Annotated in this window: 14 protein-coding genes; 4 read left to right on the top strand and 10 right to left on the bottom strand. The window is 69.3% G+C overall.

Features of this window, described 5'->3' with window-relative positions:
* Nucleotides 1-951: 951 nt before the first annotated feature.
* The 4 genes from vanX to AB8M46_RS36100 all read right to left on the bottom strand — a co-directional run bounded on the left by vanX (nucleotide 952) and on the right by AB8M46_RS36100 (nucleotide 4,476).
* Nucleotides 952-1,560 carry a D-Ala-D-Ala dipeptidase VanX gene (gene vanX / locus AB8M46_RS36115; RefSeq protein WP_378428454.1) on the bottom strand — a complete coding sequence of 203 codons (609 nt, stop codon included), beginning with the start codon at nucleotides 1,558-1,560 and terminating at the stop codon, nucleotides 952-954.
* Nucleotides 1,550-2,596 (bottom strand): D-alanine--(R)-lactate ligase VanA-Ao2, encoded by a 1,047-nt coding sequence (vanA-Ao2, locus tag AB8M46_RS36110; protein ID WP_037346376.1) that lies wholly within the window; start codon nucleotides 2,594-2,596, stop codon nucleotides 1,550-1,552. The genes vanX and vanA-Ao2 overlap by 11 nt, the downstream gene beginning before the upstream one ends.
* Nucleotide 2,597: 1 nt before the next feature.
* Complete coding sequence (gene vanH / locus AB8M46_RS36105) at nucleotides 2,598-3,629, bottom strand: VanH-AOV family D-lactate dehydrogenase (protein WP_081976009.1); 1,032 nt, start codon at nucleotides 3,627-3,629, stop codon at nucleotides 2,598-2,600.
* Nucleotides 3,630-3,750: 121 nt separating this feature from the next.
* Nucleotides 3,751-4,476, bottom strand: coding sequence for an alpha/beta fold hydrolase (locus tag AB8M46_RS36100; RefSeq protein WP_394363083.1), 726 nt, complete (start codon nucleotides 4,474-4,476; stop codon nucleotides 3,751-3,753).
* Nucleotides 4,477-4,544: 68 nt separating this feature from the next.
* On the opposite strand from AB8M46_RS36100, the gene AB8M46_RS36095 reads away from it, so the two are divergent.
* The gene (locus AB8M46_RS36095; RefSeq protein ID WP_394363082.1) at nucleotides 4,545-5,210 is read left to right on the top strand and encodes a TetR/AcrR family transcriptional regulator; all 666 of its coding nucleotides are present in this window, start codon (nucleotides 4,545-4,547) and stop codon (nucleotides 5,208-5,210) included.
* Here the strand turns inward: AB8M46_RS36095 and AB8M46_RS36090 are convergent.
* A complete protein-coding gene (locus AB8M46_RS36090; protein WP_350593662.1) occupies nucleotides 5,131-5,595 on the bottom strand; it encodes a hypothetical protein in 465 nt (154 codons plus the stop codon). The two genes, AB8M46_RS36095 and AB8M46_RS36090, sit on opposite strands and share 80 nt — an antisense overlap.
* A 273-nt stretch (nucleotides 5,596-5,868) precedes the next feature.
* On the bottom strand, nucleotides 5,869-7,221 hold the full coding sequence (locus AB8M46_RS36085) for a hypothetical protein (RefSeq protein WP_125735627.1): 1,353 nt from the start codon (nucleotides 7,219-7,221) through the stop codon (nucleotides 5,869-5,871).
* Nucleotides 7,222-7,428: 207 nt separating this feature from the next.
* Here AB8M46_RS36085 and AB8M46_RS36080 point away from each other — a divergent pair, with 207 nt between their 5' ends.
* The gene (locus AB8M46_RS36080) at nucleotides 7,429-8,592 is read left to right on the top strand and encodes an AI-2E family transporter (RefSeq protein ID WP_394363081.1); all 1,164 of its coding nucleotides are present in this window, start codon (nucleotides 7,429-7,431) and stop codon (nucleotides 8,590-8,592) included.
* 8 nt (nucleotides 8,593-8,600) lie between these two features.
* Here AB8M46_RS36080 and AB8M46_RS36075 read toward each other — a convergent pair whose 3' ends face one another.
* On the bottom strand, nucleotides 8,601-11,081 hold the full coding sequence (locus tag AB8M46_RS36075; protein WP_394363080.1) for a LuxR C-terminal-related transcriptional regulator: 2,481 nt from the start codon (nucleotides 11,079-11,081) through the stop codon (nucleotides 8,601-8,603).
* Nucleotides 11,082-11,194: 113 nt separating this feature from the next.
* Nucleotides 11,195-11,656: a hypothetical protein gene (locus tag AB8M46_RS36070; RefSeq protein ID WP_037346360.1), complete on the bottom strand. Its 462-nt coding sequence runs from the start codon at nucleotides 11,654-11,656 to the stop codon at nucleotides 11,195-11,197.
* 199 nt (nucleotides 11,657-11,855) lie between these two features.
* On the opposite strand from AB8M46_RS36070, the gene AB8M46_RS36065 reads away from it, so the two are divergent.
* Nucleotides 11,856-12,362, top strand: coding sequence for a DUF1269 domain-containing protein (locus tag AB8M46_RS36065; RefSeq protein ID WP_038518308.1), 507 nt, complete (start codon nucleotides 11,856-11,858; stop codon nucleotides 12,360-12,362).
* Between the two features lie 23 nt (nucleotides 12,363-12,385).
* Here the strand turns inward: AB8M46_RS36065 and AB8M46_RS36060 are convergent, their stop codons facing one another.
* Together AB8M46_RS36060 and AB8M46_RS36055 are read right to left on the bottom strand one after the other, a co-directional pair.
* On the bottom strand, nucleotides 12,386-12,640 hold the full coding sequence (locus AB8M46_RS36060) for a hypothetical protein (protein ID WP_233629808.1): 255 nt from the start codon (nucleotides 12,638-12,640) through the stop codon (nucleotides 12,386-12,388).
* Entirely contained in the window at nucleotides 12,637-12,981 is a 345-nt protein-coding gene (locus AB8M46_RS36055) for a hypothetical protein (protein WP_394363119.1), read from the bottom strand. Before AB8M46_RS36055 ends, AB8M46_RS36060 begins: the two co-directional genes overlap by 4 nt.
* Before the next feature lie 124 nt (nucleotides 12,982-13,105).
* On the opposite strand from AB8M46_RS36055, the gene AB8M46_RS36050 reads away from it, so the two are divergent.
* Complete coding sequence (locus AB8M46_RS36050; RefSeq protein WP_394363118.1) at nucleotides 13,106-15,748, top strand: LuxR C-terminal-related transcriptional regulator; 2,643 nt, start codon at nucleotides 13,106-13,108, stop codon at nucleotides 15,746-15,748.
* The last annotated feature ends 4 nt before the right edge of the window (nucleotides 15,749-15,752 follow it).

Below are 15,752 nucleotides of genomic sequence, written 5' to 3'. Positions count from 1 at the left end.
TTGATTCATCAACTATTTGGACACGCCACGAAAACCCCACCGTCCAACTGCCCGGCTTCGGCGGTTGGACACCATGAACCCGTCCGATGCCGGCCTCGGCCGTTGGACGGGATGTCCTCGACGGTGAGGATCCCTCAAGCGCCACGGGCGGAACCGCGTGCGAGCGGCCCGCCACAACGGTCTCCCAGTTGACCGTCCGGCGCGTATTCCGACGAACTACCGAAGCTGAACGGCATCCTCCCATCGCCCCGACGGCGATCTGCGAGACGAACACTGACGGAACCGCTGCCCGCTTCGTGCGAGGTCTCGGACATGTCCGATCTTACGGTTTCGGTTCAGAGGTTCGGCGAGTGAAGTCTTTGGTCTGCCTCGTGGTCGCGAGTCACCCGACGCGTCCCCCCTGTCCCCAGTAAAGCGCGCACACCATGTCAGCCCCAGCTGATGCGCACATGTGCAGCATGGCATGAACAATCCATGTCGGCAATTGACGAACAGTGTGATTTTCGTAGTGAAGGGAGCCGCCAAGATCAATATCCGAAACTCCGCATGCGGTATTGACTCGATTGGCGAACATAAGTAAAGCACCCGCGTAGACGCTTGTCCGGGCACTCCGGATTGGGCTGTTCGCAGGCTCCATTAGGCCGTTCGCGCGGCCCGACTTCTACTCGGAGGATCACCGCCCCCGTCGGTTCACGTTCCGTTCTTCGGCACTTGTTCACACGAACGGCCGAGCCCGCTTCCCACGGTCTGGTCGGCGTGGAACGCCGAGAGCAAAGTGAGGCCCGGCATGATGTAAAGCGGTCAGCCCCAGGCCATCCACGACGTCGTGGCGCCCCCGGCAATTCATGGGATGAAATGGTGTTCAAGACCGGTTGGGCGGATACACCCCGAAAAGCACGAAGACCCCCTTCCTCCGGCTGAGCCGGGGGAAGGGGGCCTTCACGCGCCCGTCTACTCGATGGGGAAATCGAAATAGGTGTCCGGGTAAGGCTCGTCCTTCAGGGTGTAGTGCCACCACTCGCACTCGTACGAGCTGAAGCCCGAGCCCTCCATGACCGCGCAGAGGTGCGCGCGGTTCTTCGCGGCCTCTTCCGGCACACCGTCGGCACCGTGGTGCGAGACGACGTCCATCAGGTCGTGGTCGCCGCCCATGTCGGCGAGCTCACCGGTGTCCAGGCGGTAGAGCGTCAGGTCCACCGTGCTGCCCCGGCTGTGCCCGGACTTGGTGGCCACGTAGCCCTGTTCGAACATCTGCGGCCGCTCGATGTTCGGGTAGTGCCTGGCCTTCTTCCGGCCGTCCTCGGGCTCTTCCGCCCAGCGCATGAAGCGGTCCACGGCGCGCTGCGGGCGGTACACGTCCCAAAGGAGCAGACCGAAGCCGAGCTCCCCGGCCTTGTCCCGCGCCTTTTCCAGCGCCGCGCAGAACGCACGCGTGCCGACGACGCGGTTCACCAGGTAGCCGTCCACCGGCTTGCCGGTGAAGTTGTCCCACGTGGCGTACTTCGCGTCCCACCGGATTCCGGAGACGACCTCGTCGACGAAGACGAAATCATCCCTCATTCGGCACGCCCGCCAGCGTCAGCTTCACCAGGCGGTCGATCACGTCGCCGAGCGAGAGGCCGGCGGCGTTCATCATCCGCGGGTAGCGGCTGTACGAGGTCAGGCCGGGCAGGGTGTTGACCTCGTTGAGCACGACACTGCCGTCCTCCTTGAGGAACAGGTCCACCCGCGCGAGCCCGCTGCAGCCCAGCGCGCGGTAGATGACCTTGGCCGTCTGCTGCACGAGGTCGCGCGATTCGTCCGGGATGTCCGCGGGGACGATGAAGGTCGAGTTCTCGGAACCGGTCTCGGGGCTCTCCTCCTGGTGGATCTTGAAGAAGCCGTGGGTCAGCGCGACCCGGTCGACCTCGCCCGCGAACAGGTCCTCGCCGTCGCCCAGGATCGAGCAGCCGATCTCGCTGCCGATGACGGCCTCTTCGATCAGGATCTTCGCGTCGTACTGGCGCGCCTCCGCCAGCGCGGCGGGCAGCTCTTCCTTCGAGGAGACCTTGCTGACGCCGAACGACGAGCCGGAGCGGGCCGGCTTCACGAAGACCGGGTAGTTCAGCTCGTCCGGGTCGACGTCCTTGTCCGGCGTGACGATGTGGAAGGTCGGCGTCGCGATACCTGCACCGTTGACGACGGAATAGGTGAGGGACTTGTCGATGCACATGACCGAGCTCGGCAGGTCGCAGCCGACGTAGGGGATGCCGGAGATCTCCAGCAGGCCCTGCATCGCGCCGTCTTCACCGAACTTGCCGTGCAGCACCGGCAGCACCACGTCGAGGGCGATCGTCTCGTACTTGCCCTCGTCCAGGACGAGCAGACCGTGCACCCCGCGGTCCGGCGACACGACGGCCGGGCGGACGTTCCCGTTCTCCCAATCCTCGGCGGGGCCGTCGCACAGCATCCAGGAGCCGCTCCGGGTGATCCCGATGTAGTACGGCTCGTACTTCTCGAGGTCGAGGTTCTTCTGGACCTCACGCGCAGATTTGATGGAGATAGGATGTTCTTCGGAAAGCCCGCCGAACAGAATTCCGATTTTCAGCCTACCCATACTACTTCCCGCTTTCGAATTGGAGACAATTGATGATGGAGTTTTCAACAGTGTCACTCAGTGCGTGGTCCGTGTAATAGGCGGTATGCGGACTGATGAGCACGTTCGGCAGCTTTTCCAGCCGCAGCAACGTTTCGCTCTCGAGCGGCTTGTTCCGGCAGTCGGCGTAGAAGATGCCTTCCTCTCCTTCGACGACGTCCAATGCCGCTCCGCCCAGTTTTCCGTCTTCCAGCGCCGAAATGAGGGCTTCGGTTTCGATGAGCGGGCCACGTCCGGTGTTGATGATGTACGCGCCGTCCTTCATCCGCTCGATGTTCTTCCGGTCGAGAAGATGATATGTGTCCGTATTGAGCGGCACATGGAGCGTCACGATGTCGCTCTGCTGGAGCAATTCGTCGAGCGGGACGTAATCGGCCGACGCGGTCAGCAGCGTGTCGTAGGCCAGCACCCGGCAGCCGAAACCACGCAGCCGGTCCAGCACCGCGACCCCGATCCGCCCTGTTCCGACCACGCCGACGGTCAGATCGCGCAGCTCTTTCCCGCGCACCTCGTTCAGCCGGTAGTCGTGCACCTCGGTCCGGCGGACGATGGACTTGGCGTCACGCACCGCCATCAGCATCAGCATCAGCGTGAAATCGGCAACGCTGTCGGGCGAGTAGGCGACATTGCCCACGGTGATACCGACGCTCGCCGCGTATTCCACATCGATGTGGTTGAAGCCGATGCTCCGGGTGGAGATGTATTCGACACCCGCTTTGCCGAGTTCGAGAAGAATGGAGTTCGTGACCTTGGTCTTGTGACCGATACTGATGCACCGATTTCCGGAGACCAGCCCGATATTGGCCTCGGATACCGGCTCGTCCACAATGGTCGGAATCACGCCGAAACGAGGAGCCATCTCCCGGAACAAGGCGGCCTCGTCCGATCCGCAACCATAAATCGTGATTCCCCTCGCCAAGACGGCCGAGGAGGAGGCGGACGCCGGCGATCCGGTGCGGGGGGCAGCTGATCGCGCTGGTTCGCTGTGGGTCATGCCCGACATTGTAGGCAGCGCGTTGTTGCCGCTTCTTATGGGGTTTTCGATGCCCCGACAATAAGTTACCAACTGGTAGCGCCGAGTGCACGTCGTTGTCGCTCACCTGCGCCGCACAGCTCTACCGCAGATCTTGCCCACCTCCCCCGGACGCCGGAACCGCCCCGTGACCGATGCCACAAAGCCATCCGGACACGAGGTCCGCGAGGTGTTCGGGGGCGTCCCTGGCCACCAGGTGACCCGCCGACGGGACGCGGACGACGGTGACCTGACGCCCCGCCGCGCGCAGACGGCCGACGTCGGCGTCGCGCAGCGGCGATCCCTGGCCGCCGTGCACCACCAGGATGGGCAGATCCACGGCCCCGGCCGTGGCGAGCAGGGCGGGACCCGAGCCGAGGACGTCGTCGACCAGGCGGGTGTAGCGGCCGGTGAGCCCGTGGAAATCCAGCCACGAACGCGCCCTGCCCGGCTCCAGGTCGGGTACGACGTCGACGAGCACGAGCCCCGACGCACACGCCGCGACGGCGGGATCCGCGAGCGCCGCGATGGCGGCCAGGCCGCCGACCGAGGCGCCCACCAGGACGACCGGCGCGGGCTGGCTCGCGATCATCCCGGCCACGTCGTCGGCCAGGGCCCGGAGCGTGGTCGCCCGGCCGGAGCTGTCGCCGTGTCCGCGCAGGTCGAAGGCCACGGATCGGAAGCCGTTCCGGGCCAGCACCGCGGCGACCGGCGTCCAGACCTCGCGGCGCTCCCCGCCCGCGTGGAGCAGCAGGACCGTCGGACCGGCGCCGGTCACCGTGCCCCGCAGGGTGACCTCGCCCAGGTCGAGGCTGATTTCGGTACGCATGGCATCCCCCTTACCTTGGACCGTCAAGGTAACGCAGATACCTTGGCCCATCAAGGTACGATCCGCTCGTGACGACTTCCCGCGCACGACGGGCGCCCGAAGAGGCCCGGCGGCTGATCCTCGACGCCGCCGCTTCCCTGCTCGGCGAGTCCGGCGTCGCCGCCGTCCAGATGCGCGCCGTGGCCGCGCGGGTCGGCATGACCGACGCCGGCGTCGCCCATCACTTCGGCAACCGCGAGAAGCTGCTCGCCGAACTGCTCCGGCACGGCGGCCGCCGTCTCCGGGACGCGCTTCAGGACCTGCTCACCAGTTGGCTGGACCACGACGCGGACCTGCTGGAATTCGTCGAAGCCCTGCACGCGCTGTACCGGGACGGCTACGGCGAGCTCGCGGTGGCGCTGCACGCGGCGGGCTGGCGCGACCCGGGCAGCGGGATGCTCGACCCGGTCGTCGACGCCCTCCACCGGCTCCGGGCGCCCGGCGGCTCACTCGACGACACACGGCTCGCCGTCGCCGCCCTGCACCAGGCGATGGCCACGGAGCCGCTGTACGGGAGCGATTTCCGGCGCAGCGCCGGGCTCACCGGTGCCGCGGCCGAGGACTCGTCCGCGCAAGTGCGCTGGTGGGCGCGTCAGCTCCATTCGGCGCTCGGGCTCAGGCCCGATACGGCCCCTGGTCCCCGAGATCCGGGCTCACCCGAGGCGTCCGGCCCTCCTGCCCCGGCACCGGGGTGACCGTCGGCTCCCGCACCGGTTCGACGTCGTCGTCCGCGCGCTTCCGCCGCCGCGTGCCGACCGCCACGTCATCCTCGCGCCGCCGGGCGAGCACGGACAGGGTGAGCACGTGGGCCACCGCCATGAGCAGCAGGAACACACCCAGCCTGCCGACGAACGCGGCCGTCGAACCGGACCAGTCCGGGGCCACGACCGCCAGCAGCGCGAGCATCCCGATCGCCGCCAGATGGAAGACCGTCACCACCATCCAGGCCACCGACCCGCTTCCCTCGCGGGCGTCCGGCGCGGTCAGGAAGCGGCGGGCACCGCGGTACAGGACCTGGCCGTCCGCGACGACGAAGATCAGGCCGATGATCAGGAAACCCGGAAGTTCGTTGTCGGGCATCGTTGCCTCCTCCGTTTCCCGGGGGATACCCGCGGAACGCCGGGAGACGGGCCTCATGCCTCGATCGTGTGACCGGCCGGGTCCGTGAAGGCCTCCTTGAGGGACGCGTTTTGGCGGGCGAATGTCCCCAATGTGGCATTGGGGACGCTGAGCGTCTCCGATGCCACATTGGGGACACACGCATAAGTCCGTGAAGGCCTCCTTCCCTCGGCTGAGCCGAGGGAAGGAGGCCTTCACGGACTTCTGCGAGCGAGCAACGGTAGCGGCGGCGCGTCAGCGAATGCCCTGCGCCAGCCGTTCCCCCAGGCCTTCGACGTCGTCGAGCGCTGCTCGCAGCTCGGCGGCGTACTCCTCGGCCCCGGCCCGCAGGCCCCGCTCGACGACGTCGACGGCGTCGAACGTCGAGACGTCCCCTCCGCTCAGCGCCGCGACGGATTCCTTGACGACGGCGCCGAGCAGCAGTTCTTCGGGAACCCCCGGTGCCCCCTCCAGCGGCCAGACGAGGTCGTCGAGCACGCTTTGCCCGCCGACTTCGCGGACTAGGCCCGCCGCGGTGCTCCCCGGCACCCGGAACCCCTCCGGCAGCACCGCGCGGACGCTCATGTTGTGCGAAAGCCAGTACAGCAGCTGCGCGTTCACTTCCAGCTTGACCGGCTTCGGCGCCAACCACAGCGTGAGGTTCACGTAGTACTCGGTGAGGCGGTCGAGCACTTCGCCGCCCTTTTCGAAACCCCACAGGTTGATGTCGAAATAGTGGTGCCAAGTCGCGTCGGCGACGATTCGCCCGACGCCGGCGGCCGCGCCGTCGTACACACAGGACACGCCGTAGACCTGGCCGTTGCGCTTGTCGGTGCCCTGCGCGACGATTTCGGGTTTCGGCTGCCCCGCACGGCCGGACGGCCAGACATCCGCCGGGAATTGCGCCGGGATGACCAGCTGCCCTTCGTGCATGTGGTCCGGGAAGATCGTGATCGGCCCCCGCCGTCCCTGGAACAGCGCATGCGGCCTGCCGAACCGCTTCCGCAGGATCAGCTCCTGCGGGTACGGGTCGAGATCGTTCGGAATCGGATTGTTGATGTCACTGCCCCACGGATCCGGCTGGTGCGTGTTGTGGCTGAACTCGACACTGGCGTCCGGCCGGTCGTTCCAGACCCGCAGCTCACCCGCGCGCGGGACCCGGTGCCCCAGCGCCCGCCCCAGGTTCAGGTAGTCGGGCAGCGACGGGTCCGCGCCCGGCGGACGCGGATTCGAGTGGTCGCCGCAGATGAGCACGCCGCCACCGGCGTCCATCCACGATCGCAGCGCGGCGACCTCCGCGTCGACGAGTTCGTTTTCCGGCTCCCCCGGCATGTTGGACTGCAGGATGCCGAAGAACCACACCTGCTCGTAGCGGCCGAGCACTTCGGAAGTGAGTTTGTTGGCGGCGTGCCCGCCCGCGTGCCGGTTGATCAAATCGATCTCGAACTCGGCGAAGAATGGCTGATTCCCCAAAAGGAGATCACGGATGATTCCCAAGGAGAAGCCGCCGTTACCCGAGAAGCCGACGACATCGGTGTAGAACAGGATTCTGATCTTCGGTTTGGCGAACGGGCTGACTTGATCAGCGACGAGACGCGCGTCGAACATCGGTATTCCCCCTTGCTTGAAGCGCCATGCCGTCCTCCCCGGCGGCGCCCTCCCTTCCACGTATACCGGAAATTCCGATGATCGTGCAGGCACCGGAGCGCGCCCGAAAGGGCGGCCGCGCGCCACTTTTCGCCCGCACCGGGTGATCTTCGGAAACCGGCGGCCTGCCACCGTGGAACGCCGATCCGTCCTCCCGGAAGGTGCCAGATGGTGCGAATATCGTTCGCCGCATTCCCCGCGTACCGGTTCCGCCGCCGGAAAACCAGCGGGCGACAGAAGACCCGGAGCCTCACGAAAAGGCCGCCCCCGATTCCGGCGCCACCTCCCGCCACCGGCACGCCGTTTCCCCGCGCGCTGGTGGTGCTCCTGGGAGCCGCCGCCGCGGTCGTCGTGCTGGCCGGGCTGAACGCCGTCGCCTGGCTGGCCGGGCCCGTGTTCCTCGCACTCGTCATCGTGATCACCCTCGACCCGGTGCGGACCTGGTTGCGCGGCAAGGGTTTTCCACGCTGGCTCACGGTCGCCGTCCTGGTCGTCACCGTCTACGCCGCGTTGCTCGCGCTCTTCCTGGTGGTCGTGGTCTCCCTCGCGCAGCTTTCCGCCCTGCTCCCCCGCTACGCCGGGCAGGCCGACGAACTGCTCCGTGACGGGACGGCGTTCCTCGGCCGGTTCGGGGTCGGCGAGCCGCAACTGCGCGAAATCCTGTCCACTATGGACACGGGAAAGCTGATCGGTTTCGCCGGATCCCTGCTCGCCGGGCTCGGCGGACTGGTCACGAACCTGGCCTTCCTGCTCGCCTTGATGCTCTTCCTGAGCACCGAATCGGCGTGGGCCGGGCAACGGCTCGGCCGGATCTCGCGCGATCGGCCGTGGGTGGGCGCGGCGTTGCGGCGGTTCGCCTTCGGCACCAGGCGGTACCTGGTCGTGACGACGGTGTTCGGCGGGGCGGTGGCGATACTCGACACGATCGCGCTCGCCCTGCTCGGCATCCCGGCGGCCGTGCTGTGGGGGCTGCTGTCCTTCGTCACCAATTACGTGCCCAACGTGGGTTTCGTGATCGGGGTGGCCCCGCCCGCGCTCATCGCACTCCTCGACGGCGGTTGGCGCGCCATGCTCGTGACCATCGCCGTGTACGTCCTGCTGAACTTCGTGGTGCAGTCGCTGATCCAGCCCCGGTTCGTCGCCGAGTCGGTCGGTCTGTCCACTTTGGTCACCGTACTCGCGCTGGTGTTCTGGACCTGGCTGCTCGGGCCGCTCGGCGCCGTCCTCGCCGTGCCGGCGACGCTGCTGGCCAAGGCGCTGCTCATCGACGTCGATCCGCGGGCGCGCTGGGCCGAGGCGCTGCTGTGCTCGCCGGATCGCCGGAAGGGCTGACCGCCCGCTCAGGTCAGGCCGTGGTGGCGCGCGACCACCACGGCCGACCGGCGGTTGTTCACCCCGAGCTTGCCGTAGATCGACCGGACGTGGGTCTTCACCGTGTTGACCGACACCGTCAGATCCGACGCGATCTCGTCGAGCGAACGCTGGGACGGCAGCCGTCGCAGCACCACCTGCTCGCGATCGGTCAGTTCACTGGGCGGGGTGTTCGGCACGAGACGCCCGCGGACCGTCTGCGCGAAGCGGTCCAGCGAGCCGAAACCACCGGAATGGTCGATCAGCAGGTTCCTGACGCGCGGTTCGGCGAGCGCGAACGGGCGGATCAGCCGTTGCGGCCGCGCGAGGGTGAGCGCGCGGTCGAGCGCCTGCAGCGCCAGGGTCCGCCGGTGGGAACGCAACGCGAGCGCGGTCTCGGCCAGGCGGGTGTCCACCGGCGTGGCCGGCAGCAACGCGGGAGCGGATTCGGTGGCGCGCAGGACCTTTTCGGCGAGATCGGTCTCCTCGACGGCGAGATGGGCCCGGATCTGGAGCAGGGCCAGTTCGGCGGTGCCGGACAAGCTCTCCTGTGCCCAGGCGAACACTTCGGCCGCGTGCAGGCCTTCGCCCACCACGAGCGCCGCGTGGTGCTCGACGACCGTGCACATCCCGGTGATCTCGCGGGGCAGTTCGAGATCCGCGAGCCGCCGCCGGGCCGCCCGCATGGCCTGCGAGCCCGCCGCCCGGTCACCGCCGTCGAAGCGGACCATACCTTCGAAGAAACCCCGCAGTGGCCCCAGAACCGGCGCGGAGACGGGCACTTCCGCCCGCGGGGCCCTGCTCAGCTCGCCCGCGGCCGCCACGGGTTCGAAGCGCATCAGATCGTCGTAAGCGAGCATGAGATGGCATTCGGCGACGCCCGGCGAGCGGCACCAGCCGTGCCGCCGGGCGACGGCGAGCGCGCCGATGCACGCGCGCCGCATCGCCGTGTGGTCACCGAGCAATCCCGTCGCGACGGCGAGCGCGAGTCTGCTGTGCAGGACGAGATGTTCGAGCCGTTCCCCGTGCGCGAGGCGCAGCGCGGCTTCGGCACGGGCGACGGCGTGCCGACGGGCGCCCCGGTGCAGCGCCCGCCAGACCAGGTCGACCTTGTCCCACGCGACCGACTCCGGCGACCGCGTCACCGGGCGTTCGGGCGGCCCGTTCCCGGTCACCAGCGCGAGATGGGGCGCGGCCAGCCGTCGCAGTCCGTCGTCACCCAGATCGGTGGCGGCGGCGGTGAACTCCCCGCGCTGGACGTGTTCCAGCGCGGACGCCAGCCGGAGCCGGGGGCTCGCGCTCAACGCCCCCTCGCCCAGATAGGCGAGCGCGCCCCGGACGAGTTTCCCGTCTCCTGCCAGCACTTGGCGCACTGCGTGGTCACGCGCCAGGCGTAAGGCGCCCTGCCGGTCCCGCCCCGCGACGGCGTGCGTCAGCGCCTCCCCGAACCGCCCTTCCCCGGCGTACCAGCGGGCGGCTATCCCCTGCAGCCGCCGTGCCCGCGCCGGGGACCGTCGCGTCAGCTCCGCCTGCAGGAAACCCCGCAGTGGCGCGGGAAGCCGGTAGGTGTCGGCCGGCGTGCGCACGACCAATCCGGTCTCGCGCTCCAGTTCGTCCAGGGTCACCCCGGCGTCCGGCGAACCGGTCAGCCGCGCCGCGAGCGCCGCGCTCACGTTGTCGCAGACACTGACGCACAACAGCAGATCCGACGTCGCGGTCGGCAACCGCGAGAGCACCTCGTCGGCGAAGAACCGGGCCACGGCGAGCTCGTCGCCCCCGACGGCCGCGACGAGCCCGTCCGCGTCCTCGGCCTCGCGCACCGAGACCGCGGCCCAGCCGAGCGCGGCGGCCCATCCCGCGGTGCGCTCGGTCAGTTCGCGGACCCGGTCCTCGCCCACCGTGGCCCCGGTGGACCGAAGCAGGTGCGCCGTTTCCTCCACGCTGAAGCGGAGTTCGGCGGCGCCGAGCCGGGAAAGCGCGCCTTCGACCGCCAGGCGGGCCAGCCGCAGTTTCGGCTCGACGCGGGTGGCCAGCACCAGCCGCAGCATCGGCGGCTGGTGCCGGGCCAGCGCGGCGAGCGCTTCCACCGGCTCCGGACGGGAGATCTCCTGGACGTCGTCCAGGACGAGCCACACCGGATCACGCAGCCCGGTGAACACGTCACCGAGATCGGCGAGGAACTCGGTGCGCCGTCCGGGTGACGGTGGCCCGAGCCGGAACTCCGGGAGGCCGAGGTTCCGGCGCAGCGAGAGGAGGACGGCCGACCACAGACGGCGCTCGTCGTTGTCGTCTTCGTCCAGCGACACCCAGGCCACGTCCCGCCGATCGCGGGCCCAGCAGGCCAATGCGGTGGTCTTGCCGGAACCGGCGGGCGCACGGAGCACGGTCACCGGCCGGGTTCCGGCACGGTCGACCAGGGCCGTGAGCCGGGCGCGCGGGACGAAGATCCCCGGCACGCGTGGCACCGTCACCTTGGCCGAAGGGATCCGCCAGGACCGCGATGTCGTTCGAGCGGGCAAGTCAACCTCTCGATCGTCCGAAGGATCGCGACCCCGGCGAGGCCACGACTGTACTGGTCAGCGGGTCACCAGAGCTCGTCCGAGGTCTCGTCCCCGTGCACGAGCACGGCCCAGATCACCAGGACGTCGAGGGCGATGACGACCACGCCCCAGATCGGGTACGCGGACAGGAACACCAGCTGCGCCAACGCGTTGAACCCGGCGAGCAGGACGGTGACGACGCGGGCCCACGGCGCCCCGGTGAACAACGCGCTCCCCGCGCACACGGCGAGGACCCCGACGATCAGGTGGATCCAGCCCCAGGCGCCGAGATCGAAGACGAGCAGCCCCGACGGGCCGAGCAGGTAGTAGTTCTGTTCGAACAGCGCGACCAGTCCCTCCACCGCGGTGAACAGGCCGGCCATGATGGTGATCGACGCGGCGAACCAGACCCAGCCCGATCGCCGCGACACCCTCGCGGCGTGTTCCGGCGGGGACGACGGGCCGGTGCCCGCCGTGGTGGTCCAGTGATGCGCTCTTTCGCTCATGGTCCCTCTTTTCGGAAGCGGGGCTGCGGACCCGGGCGATCATGGTCGGTCCACCGTGACGGCGGCCTCCCCCACGCCAGGTGAGATCAGGGCCTCGATCCCGCCGGTCCGCCTCATCCGGCCCGGGCGATGCGGGGATGCCGCCGCCCGGAGCACAGTGCGGCCTCCGAGCACCGATCCCGACCGAGGAGGACACACCATGAGTTCGCTGACCGTATGGGCCTTTCCCACCGCGGACGGCGCGGAGAACGCGCTCGCGCTGCTCGAACGGTTGCAGAAACAACAGCTCATCAAGATCGCCGACGCGGCTTATGTCACCTGGCCCGAGGGCAGGAAGAAGCCGAAGACCAAGGACCTCGGTTCGCTGACCGGCGCCGGCGCGCTCGGCGGCGGGTTCTGGGGACTGCTGTTCGGCCTGATCTTCCTGGTGCCGCTGCTGGGAATGGCCGTCGGCGCGGCGATCGGGGCGCTGACCGGCTCGCTTTCCCGCGTCGGCATCGACGACGACTTCATCGCCGCGGTCCGGGCCAAGGTCACACCCGGCACGTCCGCGTTGTTCGTGATGGCGGACGGTGCCGTGCTCGACCGGGTGGCCGAGCCGTTCAAGGAGACCGGGGCCGCCTTGGTCACCACGAATCTCACCGACGAGGAAGAGGCGCGGTTGCGTGCCGCGTTCGGCGAGTTCGCCCTCCCCGAACGGCTCTGATCCCGGCCGCGGGTTTTCCCGATTCACCGCGCGATCGGGAAAACCCGCGACGGCAGTTCACGGACCCGGTGCACGGAGTCCACGCGCATCCCGAGCGCTTCGAGTGCGCACAGAATGCGCGAAACGCTTCTTTGCTCGGTCACCGTGCCGAAGACGATCAGCTCGCGGCCGACCGGGACCACGAACATTCCCCGGAAATCGTCTACCGCCCGGTTCGCCTGTTCGGGGATTCGGCCACTGCCCCGGAAGACGTAATTCATTCCGGCCAACGGGCTCATCGGTTCCCCTTTCCCCGCCCGGCCAGCAACCAGGCCGCGGCGAGTACCGCCAGGTCGATCGCCGCCATGATCGAAGACCAGGTGTGCCACGGCAGGAAGAGCATTCGGGCGAGCAGGTCGAGACCGGCCCGCGCGGCGAGCCGGATCGAGGTCACCGAGGTCAGGGCGGCGAGCAGGACGGCGAGCGAGAAGAACCCCGTCTCGGGTCCGACCCGGCCGGTCCCCAGGAGGTCGAGTACCGCGAACTCGGCGGGACCGATCCAGAAGAACTGTGTCGCGACGAATACCGACGTCGGCCGTTTCCGGCCATTCCCTTTTCTCCGGCAATCTCCACGGGCCATCACGCGGCACACGATTCTGGGTGCGCTCGCCCTTTTCCTCGCCCAGCGCGGGTGAGACCGCCGAATTGCCTGGCAGTATCCGATCCGATGATGTGAAACTGACCGCGAAGGAGGCTGGCGCATGATGCAGGATCAGCATATTCCGCCGCGAAGACGGGTTCCGAGGACAAAGGTGACGATCCCCGATCCGCCCCCGGATCTCGTTTCCCGGCCGCGTTTGCTCGCCGCTCTCGACGAAGCGGGAGAACACGCGTTGGTGTTCGTCGGTGCACCCGCGGGTCTCGGTAAGACGGTGTTGCTCGCCGAATGGGCGGCCCGCCGTCGCGGTGTGGTGGCCTGGGTGTCCGCCGACGCGGAGGACGACGACGAGCGGCTCTTCTGGTCGGCGGTCCTCGAAGCACTGTGCGGCTGCGACCGAATCCCGGCGGGGAATCCCCTGCGCTCGCTGGCGGTCCCGGAGTCCCCCGGCACGGATCCCGCCTTCCTGGCCACGATCGCCGACGCGCTGGACACCGTGGACGAACCCGTCCTGCTCGTCCTCGACGACGCGCAGGAGATCACCCATCCCGGCACCTGGCGCGGGGTGCGTGCGCTCCTGCGGCATCAGCCGTCGGGGCTGCGGCTGGTGGTCTCGAGCCGTCTGGAGCCACCGCTGCCGCTGGTGCGCGCCCGTGTCGCGGGAGGGCTCGTCGAAGTGGGCGTGGACCGGTTGCGCTTCTCGCCGGAGGAGGCCGACGCCCTCATCGCGGCGATCGGGCCGGGCATCCCGCCCCATCAGGTGGGGCTGCTCGTGAGCAGGACGGGCGGCTGGCCCGCCGGACTGCGTCTCGCCGCCGCTTCGGCGGCACGTCAAGGAAATCTCGCCGACTTCTTCGCCGGACGGGACCGGGCGGTGCTCGACTACCTGACCGACGAGGTGCTCGCTCCCCTCTCCGCCATCCACCGGGATCTGTTGCGCGCGATCAGCATCTGCGACGAGGTCCCGGTGGGGCTGGCGGCCGCGTTGACGGACCGGCCGGACGCGGAGGCGCTGCTGCGCGAACTCGGCGAACCCGCGCGTGTGGTCCACACCGGCGGAACCCCGCCGCGCCACCGGGTCCCTCCCCTGCTGCGCACCTACCTCCGGGCCGAGTTGCTGCGCCGGGATCCGGACCGGACGAGATCCCTGCACGCGGCCGCGGCGCGCTGGTTCGCCGAACACGACCAGGCCGCCGCCGCGCTGCTGCACAGCGTCCGTTCGGGGAACACCACCCGCGTCGGCGAACTTTCGCGCCGCCACGCGGTGCCGCTGTATCTCGGCGGCGAGCACAACGTCCTGCGGCTCGCGCTCGCCGTCCTCGGCGAACGGCGGGCCGTGGCCTCTCCCCTGCTCGCGCTGGTCTCGGCCGCGCTGTATCTGGAACGGGGTGAACCGACGTCGGCCGAGTCGCAGCTGAGCTGCGCGGACGCGGCCTGGCCCGCCGAACCGGAGGCGGAGCTGACCGTGTTGCGGCAACTGGTGCGATCCCGGCTGGCCCAGGTCGACCGCGGCCCGGCGCAGGCCGTCCGCGCGGCGGAACAGGTCGACGAGCATCTGGCGGCGGACACCCGGCTCAGCGGGCTGGCGACCCTGCACCGGGTGGGTGTGCTGACCGCACGCCGCGATCGTGCCTCCGCACGGGCGGCACTGACCCGCGTCGCCGAGTCCGCCGGGAACGCGCGTCACCATTTCCTGGCCACACAATGCCTTGTCACGCTGAGCGGACTGGCCGGATCGGACGGCGATTACCGCGAAATGGAGGCGCTGGCCCGGCGGGTGCAGGCCCGGCATGCCGCGCACGACCCGCATCGTTCGCTCGAAGGCGCCCAGGTGTCCGCGCAACTCGCTTACGGCTCCTTGCTGCGCGGCGAGGCCGCCGAATGCGTCGAACACGCGAAACAGATCGGCCGGATGCTCGGTGACGCGCCTGCCCGCGCGGCCGCGAATCTGGGCCTGATCGCCGAAACCCTGCGTGGCGCGGCGGAATTCGAGCTAGGCGGCTGGCATTCGGGACTGCGCAGGATGCGCCGCGCCCGCACCCGGCTCGGCACCGGGCGGAGTTTCTCCGCCGAACACGCGGCGTGGTGCGCGGTGCTGGAACACCGGGCGGCGCTGCGGCTCGGCGCGGCCGATCAGGCACGGGAGACCTTTCGCTGGGCCCAGCCGATCATCGCCGGTTCCGGCGAACTGCTGCTGATGCGGGCCCGCACCCAGCTGCGGCTCGGCAGGCAGGGCGCGGCGAGTGCCGTGCTGCGCTCGCTGTCGGAGGACGGCGCGCCGATGCTGTTGCCGTGGTCGGGGATCGAGGCGTCGCTGATCGGCGTGCGGGCGGCGCTCGCGGCCGGTGCGCCGGAACGGGCCGTGCGGTCGCTGGACGACGCCCTGCGCGCCGCCGAACCCGGCGACGTCCGGTTCCCGTTCGTGTTCGCCCCTTCCGACGTCATCGCGTTCCTGACCGCGCGGCTGGGCAAACTCGGCAGCGGTGAGCGGTTCGCCTCCCAACTGCTCGCCCGGCGCCGCGAGTCGCGCACTCCGCCGATGCCGGCGCCGCTGACCGAACGGGAACGCAGTGTCCTGCGCCTGCTGCCGACCCAGCGCTCGATCGACGAGATCGCCCAGGATCTGACGGTATCGCCGAACACCGTCAAGACCCACGTCCGCGGCATCTACGCGAAACTCGACGTCCGCAGCAGACGTGACGCCGTGGCGATCGCGCTCCGGCGCGGCCTGCTGGACACCGAGTCGTGAGGAG

The sequence above is a fragment of the Amycolatopsis sp. SB7-3 genome (assembly GCF_041021335.1).
GTDB classification, from domain to species: Bacteria; Actinomycetota; Actinomycetes; order Mycobacteriales; family Pseudonocardiaceae; genus Amycolatopsis; species Amycolatopsis japonica.
The sequence above is the reverse complement of the archived record's forward strand: the minus strand, read 5'-3'. Positions and strand labels throughout refer to the sequence as shown.

Excerpts from the sequence above, each read along its gene's own strand:
- AB8M46_RS36070 (WP_037346360.1), bottom strand. The coding sequence starts at position 11,656 with ATGAGCGAAAGAGCGCATCACTGGACCACCACGGCGGGCACCGGCCCG.
- AB8M46_RS36050 (WP_394363118.1), top strand. The coding sequence starts at position 13,106 with ATGCAGGATCAGCATATTCCGCCGCGAAGACGGGTTCCGAGGACAAAG.
- AB8M46_RS36060 (WP_233629808.1), bottom strand. The coding sequence starts at position 12,640 with ATGAGCCCGTTGGCCGGAATGAATTACGTCTTCCGGGGCAGTGGCCGA.
- AB8M46_RS36055 (WP_394363119.1), bottom strand. The coding sequence starts at position 12,981 with ATGGCCCGTGGAGATTGCCGGAGAAAAGGGAATGGCCGGAAACGGCCG.
- AB8M46_RS36080 (WP_394363081.1), top strand. The coding sequence starts at position 7,429 with ATGGTGCGAATATCGTTCGCCGCATTCCCCGCGTACCGGTTCCGCCGC.
- AB8M46_RS36065 (WP_038518308.1), top strand. The coding sequence starts at position 11,856 with ATGAGTTCGCTGACCGTATGGGCCTTTCCCACCGCGGACGGCGCGGAG.
- AB8M46_RS36100 (WP_394363083.1), bottom strand. The coding sequence starts at position 4,476 with ATGCGTACCGAAATCAGCCTCGACCTGGGCGAGGTCACCCTGCGGGGC.
- vanH (WP_081976009.1), bottom strand. The coding sequence starts at position 3,629 with ATGACCCACAGCGAACCAGCGCGATCAGCTGCCCCCCGCACCGGATCG.
- AB8M46_RS36085 (WP_125735627.1), bottom strand. The coding sequence starts at position 7,221 with ATGTTCGACGCGCGTCTCGTCGCTGATCAAGTCAGCCCGTTCGCCAAA.
- vanA-Ao2 (WP_037346376.1), bottom strand. The coding sequence starts at position 2,596 with ATGGGTAGGCTGAAAATCGGAATTCTGTTCGGCGGGCTTTCCGAAGAA.
- AB8M46_RS36090 (WP_350593662.1), bottom strand. The coding sequence starts at position 5,595 with ATGCCCGACAACGAACTTCCGGGTTTCCTGATCATCGGCCTGATCTTC.
- vanX (WP_378428454.1), bottom strand. The coding sequence starts at position 1,560 with ATGAGGGATGATTTCGTCTTCGTCGACGAGGTCGTCTCCGGAATCCGG.